Origin of the sequence: Sphingobium bisphenolivorans, assembly GCF_000412635.1 — a bacterium.
GTDB lineage: Bacteria > Pseudomonadota > Alphaproteobacteria > Sphingomonadales > Sphingomonadaceae > Sphingobium > Sphingobium bisphenolivorans.
Genome location: NZ_ASTG01000009.1, coordinates 108,682 through 124,545 on the forward strand (window position 1 = coordinate 108,682; position 15,864 = coordinate 124,545).

Here is a 15,864-nt window from a genome sequence, read left to right on the forward strand (position 1 = left end):
CGCTCTACCTCAGCCGGCACGGTGGTTCAAACATCCGATCGGCGTTTCTGCCATGCCTGCGCAAGGAACATAATGTGAACGAAGACCCTCGCATCCGCCGCCTCCAATTCCGGGCCTGGCATCGCGGCATCAAGGAGGCAGACCTGGCGGTGGGCGGGTTCTTCGATCGCTATCATGCGGACTGGTCGGAAGAGGATGTCGACTGGTTCGAGCGGTTCATCGAGGAACAGGATGCGGACATCATGGCTTGGGCCTTGGGCACACTGCCGCTGCCGGACGAGTGGCGTGGGCCGATGTGGGACAAGTTCGTGAAGATGGATTTTGTCGAGATCGGGCGGAAATAGGCGCCTTTTCGGTCATCTCCGCGAAGGCGGGGATCCATCTCATGACGGGGCATCCAGACTCAAGGCACGGGAGACGAATTCCCGCCTTCGCGGGAATGACGTAGAAAATGACCGACCTTCTCAAAATCCTGAAAGCCGCCTCGCCGATCACCCTCTCCGGGGTGCCCGCGGGATTTCAGCCATGGCTGCTGGCGGACATAGCGCGAGCGGCCCCTTCGCGCGCTCTGTTCGTGGCGCCCGACGAACAGCTCATGCGGGCGGTGGCGGACACGGCGCATTATTTCGCGCCGGAGATCGAGATTGTTGAAATTCCTGCCTGGGACTGCCTGCCCTACGACCGGGCCAGTCCTTCGCTCCGGTCTGCCTCCGCCAGGCTGGCGGGACTGCATGCGCTGCAGGCCAAGCCCAAGGGGCCGCAGCTGGTCCTCACCACCATCAATGCGCTGACGCAACGGACACTGACGCCCTTTCGCGTGCGGCAGCTGGTGGCGAAGCTCGCGCCCAAGGAGCGAATCGCGATTTCCCGACTCGCCGAGATGTTGCAGGCGAACGGCTATGTGCGCACCGATACGGTGCATGACCGCGGCGAGTTCGCCATTCGCGGCGGCATCGTCGACCTGTTTCCGGGGGGCGAGGAACAGCCGCTGAGGCTCGACTTCTTCGGCGATGAGATCGAGACGGTGCGGCGCTTCGATCCGGCCGACCAGCGAACCAGCGGGAGCGTCGAGGGCTTCACCCTCCTCCCCGCGTCCGAGGCGCTGCTGGACGAGGAGACGATCAAGCGGTTTCGCGGGCGCTATCGCGAGACGTTCGGGGCAACGGCGACGGGCGACCCGCTCTATCAGGCGGTGAGCGACGGGCGACGGCTGGCGGGCATGGAGCATTGGTTGCCGCTGTTCGAGGAACGGCTGGTGCCAATGACCGAGCATCTGGGCGACGACACGCTGGTCGTGCTGGATCATGGCGTGGCGGGCGCGGCCGAAGGCCGGTTCGAGGCGATCCGCGATTATCATGCCAATCGCGTGCAGGCGAAATCTTCCGATCCGGGGGCGTATCGGCCTCTGGAGCCGAAGGCGCTCTATCTGGATGCCGAGGAATGGGCCGGCATCGCCCGTGACTGGCCGATGCATCAGACGACGCCTTTTCATGAGCCGGAAAGCGCCTCCGTCCTCGATTTCGCCGTCGACGGCCCACGCGATTTTGCGCCGGAGCGGGCGCAGAACGTTAATGTCTATGAGGCTGTAGGAAAGCATATCACCTCCCTCCAGCGGGCAAAGAAGAAGGTCGTCATCGCCAGCTACTCCGGCGGCGCGCGCGAGCGGCTTTCCGGGCTGCTGGTCGATCATGGGCTGAAACGTATCGCGGCGGCTGACAGTTGGCAGGAAGCGCTGGGGATCGCAGCTGGCGGCAGCGCGGTGCTGACCGTCCTGCCGCTGGATCATGGCTTTACTGCGCCGGATGTCGCCGTGCTGACCGAGCAGGATATGCTGGGCGACCGGCTTGTGCGGCGGGCCAAGCGGAAGAAGAGCGCGGACGCCTTCTTGGCTGAACTGGCGACGCTCTCCCCGGGTGATCTGGTCGTGCATATGGACCATGGCATCGGCCGCTATGAGGGGCTGACGCAGATCCCGGTCGCCAAGGCGGCGCATGACTGTGTCGCGCTGGAATATGCGGGCGGCGACAAGCTCTATGTGCCGGTGGAGAATCTGGAAGTTCTCTCCCGCTATGGTTCCGACAGCGAGGGCGTGAGCCTCGACAAGCTGGGCGGCGAGGCGTGGCAGCGGCGCAAGGCGCGGATGAAGGAGCGCATCCGCGAGATTGCGGGCGAGTTGCTCAAGACGGCGGCGGAACGTGCTTTGCGGGCAGCGACCGTGGCGGAGCCGGACAGTGCGGGCTATCCCGCTTTCGTCGACCGCTTCCCCTATCAGGAAACGGAAGATCAGGACCGAGCGATCGGCGACGTGATCGAGGATCTGGGCGCCGGGCGGCCGATGGACCGGCTGGTCTGCGGCGATGTAGGCTTCGGCAAGACGGAAGTCGCCCTGCGCGCCGCTTTCGTAGCGGCGATGGCGGGGATGCAGGTGGTGGTTATCTGCCCCACCACCCTGCTCGCCCGCCAGCATCATATGAATTTCGAGGAGCGGTTCCGGGGCTTTCCGGTGAATATCGGGCGCTTGTCGCGGCTGGTGCCGGACAAGGAAGCCAAGGCCGTGAAGGCTGGGCTCGCCGATGGCACGATCGACATCGTCGTCGGCACCCATGCGCTGCTTGCCAAAGGGCTGGAGTTCAAGCGGCTCGGCCTTGTCATCGTCGACGAGGAACAGCGGTTCGGCGTCACGCACAAGGAGCGGCTGAAATCGCTCAAGACCGATGTGCATGTGCTGACGCTGACAGCGACGCCGATCCCGCGCACATTGCAGATGGCGATGTCGGGCCTGCGCGAGCTGTCCGTCATCCAGACACCGCCCGTCGATCGTCTGGCGGTGCGCACCTACATCATGCCGTGGGACGGGGTGGTGATCCGGGAGGCGCTGCTGCGCGAACATTATCGCGGCGGACAGAGCTTCTTCGTCGTGCCGCGCATTTCCGACCTGACCGAGGTGGAGGAGTTCCTCCGCACCGAGGTGCCGGAGGTGAAGCCCGTCGTCGCGCATGGCCAGATGGCGGCGGGCGAGGTCGAGGAACGCATGTCGGCCTTCTACGACAAGCGTTACGATGTGCTGCTTTCTACCACGATCGTTGAGAGCGGCCTCGATATCCCCTCCGCCAACACGCTGATCATCCATCGCGCCGATCGGTTCGGACTGGCGCAGCTCTATCAGTTGCGCGGGCGCGTGGGCCGGTCGAAGACGCGTGCCTATGCCTATTTCACCACGCCCGCGAACAAGGTCATCACCGAGACGGCGGAAAAGCGGCTGAAGGTGCTGTCCGACCTGGATACGCTGGGCGCCGGTTTCCAACTGGCGAGCCACGACCTCGACATTCGCGGCGCGGGCAACCTGGTGGGCGACGAGCAGTCGGGCCACATCAAGGAAGTCGGGTTCGAACTCTATCAGTCGATGCTGGAGGACGCGATCCTGGAGGCGAAGGCTGGCGGCGCCGGTATAGAGAAGCGGGAGAGCTTCTCGCCGCAGATCAGCGTGGACGCGCCGATCCTCATTCCGGAGGATTATGTGCCCGACCTCGACCTGCGCATGGGCCTCTATCGCCGCCTCAACGAGGTCGAGGATCGGCAGGGGCTGGAGGCGTTCGCGGCCGAACTCATCGATCGCTTCGGCAAGCTGCCCGGTCCGACGCAGAACCTCTTCAAGATCATCGAGATCAAGCAGAATTGCGTTGCCGCCAATATCTCGAAGATCGACGTCGGTCCGAAAGGCGCGCTGGTCAGCTTCTTCGAGGATCGCTTCCCGCGCCCCGAAGGCCTGGTCGCCTATATTCAGCGGCTGAACGGGGTGGCGCGGCTGCGGCCCGACAGCAAGGTGGTGGTGAACCGCGCCTGGGCCGATCCGGCTGCGCGGCTCAACGGGGCGCTGCAGCTGTCGAAGGGGCTTGCGAAGGCCGCAGGCTGATGTGCCGCCGCCGCGTTAAACAGCACCGCTTTGTCGCCAGCCAGAAAAAGGGCAGCAACAGTCGCGATTTACATCCGCCCTTGATGACCGGGCAGCAAAGCACGGCATCAAGCAGGAGAATGACATGAGTTTGACCCTCATCGCGCTGGCGGCGACTGCGGCGCCGCTCGCCACGCATCATGTACAGATCAATCATGGCGGCGCGCCCGTGCAGGCGACCTATAGCGCGCGGGCGGATATCCGCAGCAAGACCGTGGGCACGAAAGCGCCGACCCGCATGGACATGCAGCGCTGTCGCTGGACGGCGATGATCGTGGTGGACCGCGCACTCAGCCACACACCGGCGCTGGCTCGCACCGTATCAAGCGATCACCGCCTATCTGGGAGCGACCACGGCGCTTGCCCGCGCGGCGACATTGATGGTGCGAGTAAGCTCGCCCAGCATGCCGGCAAGATCAGGGAGCACCTGGTGACTGTGGCGGAGCAGGATCGCGCTCCCTTGCTCGCTGAACTGGACGCGGTGCGCAATCTTGCTTCCAATTAGAACAAGCGCAGCTCTGGCGGGGGCGATGTTCGCTTCCGTCAGCGCTCAGCCCGCCCTTGCCCAATATGCGGACGGGGTGTCTGCCACAGTCGAGCTTGCCAGTGAGGAGCGCCGACGCGGGCTTGGCTGGAGCGATGGCGATCCCGTGGTACGCGGCACACTGTCGATCCCGATTGTCGAAGGGCTGAGCCTGGAGGGCACGGCTGTGTCATTATGGCACAGCAGCCGGCATGGGGGCGCCGACGCAGCTATAGACTTGGGCGCGGCCTATGTGCGGCAGATCGGCGGCTGGCGCTTCTGGGCAGAGGGGCGCTATCATCTGTTCCCCGGAGCCTCCCATCAAGGCTATGGCGAAGCAGGCGCTGGAGCCGGATTCCTGATCGGACCCGCCGCTATCGATCTCAGCGGCAGCTATGCGCCGCGTCAGTCGGCGATCGGCGGCGACAACCTCTATCTCGCGGCATCGGCGGCGATGGGGCTGCCCGGAACGCCGCTGACCGTTTCGGCGCGGATCGGGCGCTCCTCGGGCGATGTGCGCAATCCGGTGAGCGCGATGCGTCTGCGGCCCGATGGTGCCTATTGGGACCATGGCGTCAGTCTTGATTATCTGAAGGGACGCTGGTTCGCCGGACTGCGTTACGCCAACAGCAGCATCGATGGACCGGGAGCAAAGCATGCCGGCGCTAGCCTTATCGGGCGAGTGGGCTTGAGCCTCTAAACCATCGTCATCCTCGCGAAAGCGGGGATGACAAAGATGCCTGATACGTGGCGCTTCACGCCTTCAGCGCCATCGTCACCAGATCAGCGGAGGACACACCCGCCGAGCGCAGGAAGCCCTGATAATAATCGCACCCCTCCCGCGTCAGCAGGTCTAGCTGCTGCTCTGTTTCGACGCCCTCTGCGATCACCTTGAGGCCGAGCGATTTCGCCATGTGGATCACGCCCCGCACGACGATGCGGTCGCGGGCGGTGCCCGCGATATCCTGGGCGAGGCCGCTGTCGATCTTCAGATAATCGAGCGGCAGGCTCTTGAGGTAAGCAAGGCTGGAATAGCCCGTACCGAAATCATCGACTGCGACCGCCAGCCCCTCGTCGCGCAGCGCGGTGAGGAGGGTGGCGGCCGCCCCGACATCTTCGATCAGGCCGCTTTCGGTAATCTCAACCGTCAGGCGGGAGCGGGGAAAGCCGCTGGTGTCGATTAAATTCAGGAACTGCGGCATGAAACCGGGCTGCGCGATATCCGCCGCCGTGACGTTGATCGACAGGCGAAGATGGGACAAGGCTCGCGGCCAGCCCGCCGCCTGCCGCAACGCTTCCGCCTGGATGTGGGCGGAGAGCGGCAGCATATAGTCGGACCGCTCCGCCGTCGCGAACAGCATGCCGGCACCCAGCGAGCCATATTGTGGATGATTCCAGCGGGCGAGCGCCTCTACGCCGACCACCGCCTCACCCTCGACGGCATATTGCGGCTGGAAGACGATCCCGATCTCGCCCCGATGCAGGGCGAGGCGAAGGTCGGTTTCCAGCTGGTCGGCATCGACCTGCCGGCTGCGCTTTTCGGCGGAGAAGATGCGTATCCCCTCGCCGCCCGCCTGCCGTGCGTCCGACAGCGCGGTCCCTGCTCGGCGCAGGAGCGCGGTCGCATCATCGTCCGCCCGTGACTGGGCTATGCCGCAGCGCGCCGTCAGGCGGATAAGATGATCGCCCGCGCTGAACGGACGACCGATGGCGCCGATCAGCTGGCGCGCGAGGAAGGTTGCCCGATCGCTCGTGGCAGCGTCGCCGACCAGGCCGATGAGAAATTCGGTGCCGGCGATCCGCGCCACCATCGCGTCAGGCGCGGCATCCGCCGTCATGCGCTCGATCCGGCGGGCGATGCGGCCAAGCAGGGCATCGCCGACGACCTGGCCATAGGCCGCGTTCATGCGGTCGAATTGACTGATCGACAACAGCAGCGCCGTGGTCGCCAGCCCCTGCCGGCGGTCGAGCCAGTCGAGCGCCGCCTGCCGCGAGCGCAGCCCGGTCAGTTCATCCCGGCCGGCCGCTTCCCGTCCATGCGCTTCCGACAGCCATTCGACATCGGCGGCGACCAAGCCATCGATCAGGCGCAGATGGTGGACGAGCCGATCGCCCGGCTGACCAGGCGCCGCGTGGGCGAAGGCTTCGGCCCGGCCCGATCGCATCATGCCCCTCAAGGCCGCGATCACGGAGCGCCGCTCCGGCCGGGGCAGCCGGCGGATGAAGCGTGCAGTACTGATGCGATCCTGCTCGACGCCCAGATGACGCGCCAGATTGTCGCTGAGGCGGATGGTCCCGCAACCAGGTTCCATTTCCCAGAAGAGCGCGTCGCCGCGCCGGATGCGTTGCGCCCGCGCGCTATGGGTGACGCCGCCGCCCAGCCGATCGACAAGCCGCTGCGCGGAGGCAAGCGTGGCGCGCATCGCCTCCTGCGTGAAAGGCGCGCCCAGGAAATGGGTGGCCCCCGCCGCGAGCAGGGCCGGCACGGCGGCGAGTTCGCGCGCATCCACCAGAGCGACCAACGCCCCGCAGCCGGCATCGACCGCCGGCACGATGGACGCGATCAACCGAATGTCGCCCTCCGCGACGCCGCGCATGTCGACCAGCGCGATCTGCGCGTCGCTGTGCAGGAAGCGCTGCGCCGCATCTGTTGGCCGCCGAGCCGCCATCGCCCGCCAGCCCGCCTCGGCCGCCGCTTGGGAAAGACCGTCGCGATCGCCGGGGGAGAGGATGAAGAGACTGCGCTGGCCGTCCAGTGCGGTTCGCCCGCTCACAGATGATACTCCTTGGGACGGCGCATGGCCGATCGATAGCAGAAATCGGTTACCGACCTGTTCACGCTCCTGCAAGCCGCACTGTGATACTTGCGCATGACGGGGTCATCGCCTAGCTTCCGGCCGATGGAGACGGTCACCCTTCCGCGCAATATGCTGACTGATGCGCTTGGCCGACGGATCAGCTATTTGCGGATCTCTGTTACGGACCGCTGCGATCTGCGCTGCCGTTATTGCATGGCGGAGCGCATGACTTTCCTCCCCAAGGACCGTGTGCTGACGCTGGAGGAGATCGCGCTGCTGGCCGATCTGTTCATTGCGCGCGGCATCCGCAAGATCAGGCTCACGGGCGGCGAGCCGCTGGTGCGCCGTGACATCACCGACCTTGCCCGCAGGATCGGCCGGCATCTGGGCGACGGGCTGGAGGAGTTGACGCTCACCACCAACGGGACGCGGCTGGCTCAGCATGCTGACGATCTTTACGACGCCGGGATCAGGCGCATCAATGTCAGCCTCGACAGCCTCGACCCCGATCGCTTCGCCCATGTGACGCGCAATGGCGACATTCGTCAGGTGTTCGAGGGTCTGCGCGCCGCCCGATCGGCCGGACTGGCGGTCAAGATCAACATGGTGGCGTTGAAGGGCATCAACGAGGATGAGATCCTGCCGATGATCCGCTGGTGCGACAGCCAGGGCTTCGACCTGACGCTGATCGAAACCATGCCGCTGGGCGACACGGGCGAGGACAGGACAGATCATTATCTCCCGCTGACGCAGGTCGCCGACATGATCCGGCAGCATCATCCGCTGACGCCTGTCGGCCATCGCACGGGGGGCCCGGCGCGCTATCATTCGGTCGCGGGGATGAACGCCAGGCTCGGTCTCATCACCCCGCTCACCCAAAATTTCTGCTCCGACTGCAATCGCATGCGCATAACGTGCGAGGGCAAGATTTTCATGTGCCTAGGCCATGACGACCATGTCGACCTGAAGACGGCCTTCCGAACGGGCGGCCTGGGCGCTGTCGAGCCACTGATCGACCGGGCGTTGCGGCTCAAGCCCGCGAAGCACGACTTCCAGATCGGCAAGGGCCTGCAGCCTGCCGTTCGGCGCCACATGAGTTCCACCGGCGGATGAGCGTCGAAGTGCGGCGCGCCCTGGTCGCGTCCCCTACTCCCCCCGCCAAGGCGGCGGAAGATCGGCTGCGCGGAGCCTATGACTTCGTGCCCGTAGAGCAGGCCGACATGGTGATTGCGCTCGGCGGTGACGGCTTCATGCTGCAGACACTGCATTCGATGCTGGAGGGGCGGCGCATCTTGCCCGTTTTCGGCATGAACCTGGGCACGGTCGGCTTCCTGATGAACGAGTGGCGGCTGGAGCGGCTGGAGCAGCGGATAGACGCGGCCAAGCATTTCAAGGTCAATCCGCTGCGGATGACGGTGGATACGGTCGATGGGGAACGCTTTTCCATTCCCGCGATCAACGAGGTGTCGCTTCTGCGCGAAACGCGCCAGACGGCGAAACTGGAGGTGAAGGTCAACGAGCGCACCGTACTGCCCGAACTGGTGTGCGATGGCGTGCTGGTCGCAACCCCTGCCGGATCGACCGCCTATAATCTTTCCGCCCATGGCCCGATCCTGCCGCTGGGTTCGGCCCTGATGGCCTTGACGCCGATCAGTCCCTTCCGTCCCCGCCGGTGGCGCGGCGCAATATTGCCGGAAAATACGATCATCGAATTCTCGGTACTCGACCCGGTCAAGCGCCCCGTCAGCGCGGTAGCCGACCAGCGTGAGGTGCGCGATATCGCGCATGTGGAAGTCAGGATCGACCGCGCGACGCCACTCACCCTGCTTTTCGACCCGGAACACACGCTGGATGACCGCATCGCAGCGGAGCAATTCATCGCCTGAAAAAAAGTTGAATTTGGCGCTTGCCAACAGGAAAATCTGGCTGCATATGCGCGGCCTGCCCGGCGCAAGTCAGGCTGCTCCCCGATAGCTCAGCGGTAGAGCATTCGACTGTTAATCGAATGGCCGTAGGTTCGAATCCTACTCGGGGAGCCACTATTACCCTTTCCGGCGGGTACAAAAATGGCCGGACTTCCGATAGTTGAGATGCGCGGCGGCAGGTACGCCGCCATGTTTTCGTATACGCTGATGATGTTGGTGGCTTCACCTCACCGCGGAAACGCCCACGAGCAACCAGGTTCCTGGCCCCGCCCCCACGCACGACGTGCCAAAAGGAAAAGGGCGGCACCCGCAGGTCCGCCCCCCTCTTCATAGGCTATAACGGCGTCTTCGCCGCGCCCCAGCTCAGCGCGAGGCAAGCTGGCGCGGTCGAGCGGTGAGCGCCCAGCGCTGCGGGGCTGCGTCCGGCGCATTTTCGCGCACGAAACATTGGCCTCTGCGCGTCTTGATCGCGCGGCAGAGGGCCACGGCCTCTGCACGATCGTCGAAGCCGCTGAGGGCAAGGCGCGCATAGGTTGCGCCATTAACGGTAATCTGGCTGGTCACGACGGGCAGCGATGCGATCATGCTGTTGCTGCGCGCCATGGCATACCATTTTTCCTTGGCAATCGCATTATTGTCATAGGCGCCTAGCTGAACCACCCAATGGCTGTTACCCTTGCCCGCAGGCCTGAACGCAACCTGATGTGCGCCCACGGGAGCAGCGCTGCGCCGCAGGGTAGCGGCCGGGCGGGGAGCGGCGATGCGCACCGCCTCCGACACCGGCGCGGACAGGGCCTGGATCACCGGAGCAGGCGCGGCAATCGGCTCGACAGCCGCCATCTCAGCAGGCGATGCTTCTGTCGCTGGTGGCGAAGACACTTCCTCGACCGGCGCCGCTTGCGCCATCTGCACGGGCGCCGTTTCGGGCGCGAGCGCAAGAGCCACCGGCTGGCCGGCGTCCGCCGCATCGATCGTCACGCCCATCAACGCAGCCACCCGCTGCGGCGCAGCGCCGGGCGCAGCGGTCTGGGCCCATTGCGCAACACGCTGGTTGGCGGCGAGCGGTTCCAGATCGAAGCCCGCCATCACGCGCGCATCCTTCCATCGTCCCGCCAGCGCGTAAGCATAGGCGAGGTTTTGGCGCGTGCGCGCGGTGGCGGAAGGATCGTGGATCATTTCGGACAGGATGCGCACCCCTTCATCGGGGTCGCCCGCCATCGCCATGGCAAGACCATAGTCTCCCGCAGGCACATTGTCCGCATTCGCGCCAAGCAGCTGGCGCGCTGCCTCATTCTTCCCAAGCGCCGCCTGCACGAGTGCGAGGCTGACGATGGTCGATGCGTCCTTGCTACCCAGCGTCATGGCGTCGGTCAGCGCCGTTTCCGCCGAAGCGAAGCGGCCCGCAGCCATATATGCTCGCCCCAGCAACTGACGATAGCCAACGTCGCGCGGCGCGGTCTGAACCGCCGCCTCGGCCGCCGCGATTGCTCGGCCAGTGTCATGATCGGCCAGTGCCTTCTGCGTGGCGATGGCGAGCCGATCCGCGCTGTTCTCGCGTTGCGGCGCGATGGCGGAGGGGCGGAAAGCGGCGCCGGTGCATCCCACCATGGTCGTTCCGACGATCAGCGAGGAAATCGCCGCCTTCGTGAAAGCTGTCCGCTTCATGCTGCTGCCTCTGCTCAATTCTTGTCGCCACCGCGCGGCAGTTGCTGCGCCAGACGATCGATCTCGGGAATGCTGCTGAGGTACGTGTCGAGCGCCTCTGTCACGATCTGCTGCGCCGACCGGCGCGCGACCGCGCTGGCAAGGCGCAGCTTCAAATGCCGGTCGCCATCCAAGCGCAGGGTGAACGCCGCCTTGCGGCCTACCGTGACGGCTGCGGCCTCTATCTTGGACGGCTTGTTCGCCTTTCGGACTTTCTTCGGCGGAGCCGGCTGGGCGATCCGCTCCGCCAGTTCCTCCCGCTCGGTCACCACCGGCGGCACCGGCGCAGCGGCGGGGATCGGCGTCATGGGCGTCAGCCCCGCCACGGAGCGCGCTTCAACAGGCGCAGGCTCGGGCTGGGTGACGTCAAATCCCATGTCGTTCCAGCCAAGATCCTCCTGCAATGCGGTCGCGCCAGCTGTCATGCCAAAGCCCATCATCGGCCGGCGCATTGCAGGCGATGCCGCGCCCTTGCGGGCGAGAAGGCCGGAGGTCAGGGAAGCGAGGGGTTTCGGTTCAGCCATGATGTCTATCCCCCTCACTGGCCCATGACGCGGCGGCCGAAGCCGCCATTCGCGGGTCGGACGGTGCCGGCCGTGCCCACGGTGCCGTGCGGCACGGAGAAGACGGTGCGGCGGAAATTCTTTTCGAGCCGATCCGACACATAGGTCCACAACTGCGTGACTTCGCCTGCGGAGCGGCCGTTGGGGTCCACCTCCATCACGGTGCGGCCGTCGATCATCGACGCGGCGAAGTCCGTGCGGTGATGCAGCGTGACCGGCGCCACCGTCCCATGTTGGGACAGCGCAACCGCTGCTTCGGACGTGATCCGGGCCTTGGGCGTGGCGGCGTTGACCACGAAGATCAGCGGCTTGCCCGCGCGCTCGCACAGGTCGACCGTAGCGCCAACGGCGCGTAGATCGTGAGGGCTTGGGCGGGTGGGAACGACGATCAGTTCGGCAACCGAAATGACACTCTGAATCGCCATGGTGATGGCGGGCGGCGTATCGATGACCGCCAGCTTGAAGCCCTGCTGGCGCAATATCTCGAGGTCTGCGGCGAGCCGGGCCACCGTGGTCTGGGCGAACGCGGGAAGTTCGGCCTCGCGCTCGTTCCACCAGTCGGCGAGCGACCCCTGCGGATCGATGTCGATCAGCACGACCGGACCCGCGCCCGACAGCTGGGCCTGAACGGCCAGATGGCCTGACAGGGTGGTCTTGCCCGACCCTCCCTTTTGCGATGCCAATGCAAGAATCCGCACGCAACTTCCCCCAGAAAATTCAATTCCCTGCCGGATTGCCATGGCCCCGCCTAAGATTTGGTTAACGTAGCCGACAGGTTCGCAGCCCTTCGGTAAAGGGCTGTTATTTGCGCTAAGTCGCTATTAACCTCGTTAAGTCATAGCGTGCGTCGAACCTGTCCGTGAGGGAGCGTGTACATGAAGCGTTTATGGGTTGTGCTGGCCGCCGGGACGGCGCTGGGCATGGCGCAGCCTTTGCTGGCCGATGTAAAGACGGGCGTCGATGCCTGGCAGCAGGGCGATTATGGCAAAGCGGTCGCCGAATGGCAGCCGCTCGCCCAGGCGGGCGATCCCGACGCGCAGTTCAATCTGGGTCAGGCCTATAAGCTGGGCCGCGGGGTCAAGGCTGATCCGGACACCGCGCTGCAATGGTATCGCAAGGCCGCGGCGCAGGGCCATGCACGGGCGGAGGATAATCTTGGCCTGTTGCTCTTTCGTCAGGGTGATCGGGCCGGCGCCATGCCCTATCTGGAGCGCGCCGCCGACAGAGGCGAACCGCGCGCGCAATATATTGTGGGCACCGCCCTCTTCAACGGCGATCTGGCGGCCAAGAATTGGGTGCGGGCCTATGCGCTGATGACCCGCGCGTCCCAGTCCGGGCTGGCGCAGGCGACGCGCAGCCTGACGCAGATGGACAAATATATCCCGCAGGATCAGCGCGAAAAGGGCACGGCCCTGGCGCGTGGCATGGCGGCAATGCCGGGTGGTGAGCCCGATGGCGGGACTGGCGTTACCCGTCCCGCGCCCGCGCCGATCAGAACTGCCGAGCTTCCCCCTTCCGCAGCGGGCGCGCAGCAACCCGAGGCCGTCACCCCGCCTCCGCCAGCGCCAAAGCCAAAGCCGAAGCCGGCACCCGTCAAAACGGCGGCTCCGCCCGCCCCTCCTGCGGTCAAAAGCGCCGGAAATTGGCGCGTGCAGATAGGCGCGTTCAGCGCGGAAAGCCGGGCGCGGACGCTGTGGAGCCAACTGCGGGCCAAGGTCGGCGGGCTGTCCGCCTATCAACCCTATATCACGACCAGCGGAGGCATTACGCGGCTTCAGGCAGGCCCATTGTCCAGCAATGCCGAGGCGGTGAGGCTCTGCGGCGCGATCAAGGCCGCCGGGTCCGAGTGCATGCCCCGCAAGATGTGAGTCCCGGCAAGGCTTGGAATTTTCTACGCTCCGCGCGATAAGGATGGCGTCCACAGGAGGCCGTAAATGCCCGAGGCAATGATCAGCGCCCTGCTGCGAGCCACACCGACAGGCCGGGCCGACCGGACTGCGATCGACGCGCTGGACATCGATCCGGTCCTGCTCGCAGAGGCAGGTCCCGATGTTTCCCGGGCAGCCTTTGCCATGGCGCTCAATGTCGCGCTTTTTGCCGGTTTGCTGGAACGTGTTCCGAGCGGCGCAGCTTATGTTGCAGAATTGACGGCGCGCGGGGGCAAGGTCGTCTTCGACCATGGCGCGCTGCGCACCGTCCGATTGCCGCACGGTCCCACAGGTGCCTTGCCTCCCGGCCAAGAGGCCTTCACCCGCATCCTTGAACCGCTCGGCTATGAGATGGCGGCCGTCTATCCGCTGGACCGGCTGAAGATGACGGGCCGCGCCTACCGGCACCGCGACTTTCCGGAAGCCATCCCGCAATTCTTCCTGTCGGAATTGCATGTCGGCCGGTTCGACCCGGAATTTGCCGAGGTGGCAGCGCGTGTCTTCGGGACGTCGCGCGATCCGCTGACGCCGGAGGCAACGCGCATTCTCGACAAATATGCGGAGGACATACCCGTAGGGCTCAAGGAGGCTGCTGCCGCATTGCCAGTCATCGTCAGCGCCTTCTCCAGGCAGCATGAGCCAGCGGACGTAGCGGATTATGAGTTGCTGCTAACGCGCTCACACGAGGCGGGATGGATCGCGACAGAGGGCAATGCCTTCAATCATGCGACCGACCGGGTGGCGAATGTTGCTGCGCTCGCGGAGCGGCTGAAGGCCGAGGATTGGCCGATCAAGGAAAAGCTGGAAATCTCCAGCACCGGCCGCGTGCGCCAGACCGCATTGCGAGCAGATACGGTGGAACGGCTGTTTGCGAATGATGAACTGCGTATGGTGCCCGGTTCCTTCTACGAGTTCATCAGCCGGGACATCGACCCCGCCACGGGCAAGCTGGACCTCTCCTTCGACACCGCCAATGCCACCGGCATCTTTGCGATGACCAGCGCGGGACAGTCGCAGCAGCGGTAACGGGTTGATCAGCAACCCGGCTTAAGGCAACACCCAGCGGCAAATGCGGGGAAGCTGGTGTTGAGCAAGGCGATTATTCCATCCTGGGTGTTGACCCTGGCCTGCGCCGATGGCGTCGGCATCGTTGCAGCGGTGAGCCAATTTCTGGCAGAGCGAGGCGGCTTCATCACCGACAGCCAGCAATATGCTGATCGGGAGGCTGGCCGTTTCTTCATGCGCGTCGCGTTCGAGGCGACCGATTCGCGGATCACCGGCACCGAGGAACTACGCCGAGCCTTTGAAGGGGTGGGCGCCCGCTTCGGCATGGACTGGCGGCTGACCGGGGCAGACGAAAAGCCGCGCATGCTGCTGGCGGTGTCGAAGGGATCGCATTGTCTGGCCGATCTCCTCCACCGGTGGCAGACCGGAACGCTGGGGGTCGATATCATGGGCGTGGTGTCGAACCACCCGGACATGCGCCGGATCACTGAATGGCACGGCATCCCCTATCACGAACTTCCCGCGAACGGCGAAAAGGCTGCGCAGGAAGCGATGATCCTGGATATTTTCGAACGTACCCGCTCGGAATATCTGATCCTTGCACGTTATATGCAGGTGCTGTCGGAACAGTTGACGGAGCGGTTGGCCGCGCGCTGCGTCAACATCCATCATAGCTTCCTCCCCGGCTTCAAGGGAGCGCGGCCCTATCACCGGGCGCATGAGCGCGGCGTGAAGCTGATCGGCGCGACCGCCCATTTCGTGACCGCCGACCTCGACGAGGGCCCGATCATCGAGCAGGCGGTGGAACGCATCGACCATCGCGCCACGCCTGAAGACATGATCCGCATCGGTCGCGACATCGAAGCACAGGTGCTGGCGCGCGCGGTGGGATGGCTCGCCGATCGGCGCGTGCTGGTGAACGGCGGCAAGACCGTCGTATTCCGGTAGAGCGCGCGATACGTCCCGGGATCACCTCCCTCCCGTTCGGCCACCTTGTCGAACACTGTCCTGATCGCCTGCCTTGGCAGGGACTCCAGGCGGCCCCCTTTCTCATTAAGAAAAGGAGTGGGCTTCGACAAGCTCAGCCCGACGGTCCTTATTGCAGACTCGATACTCTAGGGGGGCAGTCGTCCTGCCCGGAGCTACAGGCCTAAGCGGCTCCAGAATTCCTCCGGCGCCAGTTCCGCCGCGACGTCGGAGCGCCCCGTTCCGCGCGCCCATGATGAATGCGGAAGGCGGGCCTGCTGGCTGGCATGGACGCGGCTTCGGCGATGGCGGGCAATCACTGATTTTCTGGTCATCGTCTTCTCCAATTTGGGGAACACGAAACCTTGCGTAGCCGCATCAGTACCGTGCGCTTTAGCCGTTGTTGACGCGGAGCAAGCTGACATCCTTCAAAAGCCGCGGAGCGTTGCGCTCACGATCTCTCTACTTGCATGATAGATATTTAGGAAGATAGCTTTGCT

14 protein-coding genes and 1 tRNA gene are annotated in these 15,864 nt (G+C 65.0%); 10 read left to right on the forward strand and 5 right to left on the reverse strand.

The genetic code is table 11. The features are described 5' to 3' along the window. Positions 1-74 precede the first annotated feature (74 nt). From L858_RS0108390 to L858_RS0108405, 4 genes are all read left to right on the forward strand, one after another. Positions 75-344, forward strand: a complete 270-nt coding sequence (locus L858_RS0108390) for an FAD assembly factor SdhE (protein WP_022682703.1) — start codon at positions 75-77, stop codon at positions 342-344. A 107-nt stretch (positions 345-451) separates the two neighbouring features. After that, positions 452-3,913, forward strand: coding sequence for a transcription-repair coupling factor (gene mfd / locus L858_RS0108395; RefSeq protein WP_022682704.1), 3,462 nt, complete (start codon positions 452-454; stop codon positions 3,911-3,913). A gap of 124 nt (positions 3,914-4,037) precedes the next feature. After that, positions 4,038-4,457, forward strand: a complete 420-nt coding sequence (locus L858_RS0108400; protein WP_022682705.1) for a hypothetical protein — start codon at positions 4,038-4,040, stop codon at positions 4,455-4,457. Between the two features lie 25 nt (positions 4,458-4,482). After that, complete coding sequence (locus L858_RS0108405) at positions 4,483-5,175, forward strand: TorF family putative porin (protein ID WP_022682706.1); 693 nt, start codon at positions 4,483-4,485, stop codon at positions 5,173-5,175. A 55-nt stretch (positions 5,176-5,230) separates the two neighbouring features. Here the strand turns inward: L858_RS0108405 and L858_RS0108410 are convergent, their stop codons facing one another. Beyond that, the gene (locus L858_RS0108410; protein ID WP_022682707.1) at positions 5,231-7,249 is read right to left on the reverse strand and encodes a putative bifunctional diguanylate cyclase/phosphodiesterase; all 2,019 of its coding nucleotides are present in this window, start codon (positions 7,247-7,249) and stop codon (positions 5,231-5,233) included. Positions 7,250-7,345: 96 nt separating this feature from the next. Here L858_RS0108410 and moaA point away from each other — a divergent pair, with 96 nt between their 5' ends. The 3 genes from moaA to L858_RS0108425 all read left to right on the forward strand — a co-directional run bounded on the left by moaA (position 7,346) and on the right by L858_RS0108425 (position 9,312). Continuing rightward, positions 7,346-8,386 carry a GTP 3',8-cyclase MoaA gene (moaA, locus tag L858_RS0108415; protein WP_238564945.1) on the forward strand — a complete coding sequence of 347 codons (1,041 nt, stop codon included), beginning with the start codon at positions 7,346-7,348 and terminating at the stop codon, positions 8,384-8,386. Continuing rightward, complete coding sequence (locus L858_RS0108420; RefSeq protein ID WP_022682709.1) at positions 8,383-9,159, forward strand: NAD kinase; 777 nt, start codon at positions 8,383-8,385, stop codon at positions 9,157-9,159. Before moaA ends, L858_RS0108420 begins: the two co-directional genes overlap by 4 nt. A 78-nt stretch (positions 9,160-9,237) precedes the next feature. Next, a tRNA-Asn gene (locus L858_RS0108425) sits at positions 9,238-9,312 on the forward strand. A gap of 249 nt (positions 9,313-9,561) precedes the next feature. On the opposite strand, the gene L858_RS0108430 is transcribed toward L858_RS0108425, so the two are convergent. The 3 genes from L858_RS0108430 to L858_RS0108440 are packed head-to-tail and all read right to left on the reverse strand — an operon-like array spanning position 9,562 to position 12,163. Beyond that, entirely contained in the window at positions 9,562-10,863 is a 1,302-nt protein-coding gene (locus L858_RS0108430; protein WP_022682710.1) for an SPOR domain-containing protein, read from the reverse strand. A 14-nt stretch (positions 10,864-10,877) separates the two neighbouring features. Then, positions 10,878-11,426 carry a hypothetical protein gene (locus L858_RS0108435; RefSeq protein WP_022682711.1) on the reverse strand — a complete coding sequence of 183 codons (549 nt, stop codon included), beginning with the start codon at positions 11,424-11,426 and terminating at the stop codon, positions 10,878-10,880. A 14-nt stretch (positions 11,427-11,440) separates the two neighbouring features. Further along, positions 11,441-12,163, reverse strand: coding sequence for a ParA family protein (locus L858_RS0108440; RefSeq protein ID WP_022682712.1), 723 nt, complete (start codon positions 12,161-12,163; stop codon positions 11,441-11,443). Between the two features lie 177 nt (positions 12,164-12,340). Between L858_RS0108440 and L858_RS0108445 the strand changes: the two genes are divergently transcribed. From L858_RS0108445 to purU, 3 genes are all read left to right on the forward strand, one after another. Continuing rightward, positions 12,341-13,333 carry an SPOR domain-containing protein gene (locus L858_RS0108445; RefSeq protein WP_022682713.1) on the forward strand — a complete coding sequence of 331 codons (993 nt, stop codon included), beginning with the start codon at positions 12,341-12,343 and terminating at the stop codon, positions 13,331-13,333. 66 nt (positions 13,334-13,399) lie between these two features. Further along, on the forward strand, positions 13,400-14,419 hold the full coding sequence (locus tag L858_RS0108450) for a 2-oxoadipate dioxygenase/decarboxylase family protein (RefSeq protein WP_022682714.1): 1,020 nt from the start codon (positions 13,400-13,402) through the stop codon (positions 14,417-14,419). An 87-nt stretch (positions 14,420-14,506) separates the two neighbouring features. Further along, a complete protein-coding gene (gene purU / locus L858_RS0108455) occupies positions 14,507-15,346 on the forward strand; it encodes a formyltetrahydrofolate deformylase (protein WP_420801828.1) in 840 nt (279 codons plus the stop codon). A gap of 194 nt (positions 15,347-15,540) precedes the next feature. Here purU and L858_RS21950 read toward each other — a convergent pair whose 3' ends face one another. Next, positions 15,541-15,699, reverse strand: a complete 159-nt coding sequence (locus L858_RS21950; protein WP_193742855.1) for a hypothetical protein — start codon at positions 15,697-15,699, stop codon at positions 15,541-15,543. Positions 15,700-15,864 lie beyond the last annotated feature (165 nt).

What these genes read in the sequence shown, in the direction of transcription:
- mfd (WP_022682704.1), top strand. Translation starts at nt 452, where the DNA reads ATGACCGACCTTCTCAAAATCCTGAAAGCCGCCTCGCCGATCACCCTC.
- L858_RS0108400 (WP_022682705.1), top strand. Translation starts at nt 4,038, where the DNA reads ATGAGTTTGACCCTCATCGCGCTGGCGGCGACTGCGGCGCCGCTCGCC.
- L858_RS0108405 (WP_022682706.1), top strand. Translation starts at nt 4,483, where the DNA reads ATGTTCGCTTCCGTCAGCGCTCAGCCCGCCCTTGCCCAATATGCGGAC.
- moaA (WP_238564945.1), top strand. Translation starts at nt 7,346, where the DNA reads ATGACGGGGTCATCGCCTAGCTTCCGGCCGATGGAGACGGTCACCCTT.
- L858_RS0108420 (WP_022682709.1), top strand. Translation starts at nt 8,383, where the DNA reads ATGAGCGTCGAAGTGCGGCGCGCCCTGGTCGCGTCCCCTACTCCCCCC.
- L858_RS0108430 (WP_022682710.1), bottom strand. Translation starts at nt 10,863, where the DNA reads ATGAAGCGGACAGCTTTCACGAAGGCGGCGATTTCCTCGCTGATCGTC.
- L858_RS0108435 (WP_022682711.1), bottom strand. Translation starts at nt 11,426, where the DNA reads ATGGCTGAACCGAAACCCCTCGCTTCCCTGACCTCCGGCCTTCTCGCC.
- L858_RS0108445 (WP_022682713.1), top strand. Translation starts at nt 12,341, where the DNA reads ATGAAGCGTTTATGGGTTGTGCTGGCCGCCGGGACGGCGCTGGGCATG.
- L858_RS0108450 (WP_022682714.1), top strand. Translation starts at nt 13,400, where the DNA reads ATGCCCGAGGCAATGATCAGCGCCCTGCTGCGAGCCACACCGACAGGC.
- L858_RS21950 (WP_193742855.1), bottom strand. Translation starts at nt 15,699, where the DNA reads ATGACCAGAAAATCAGTGATTGCCCGCCATCGCCGAAGCCGCGTCCAT.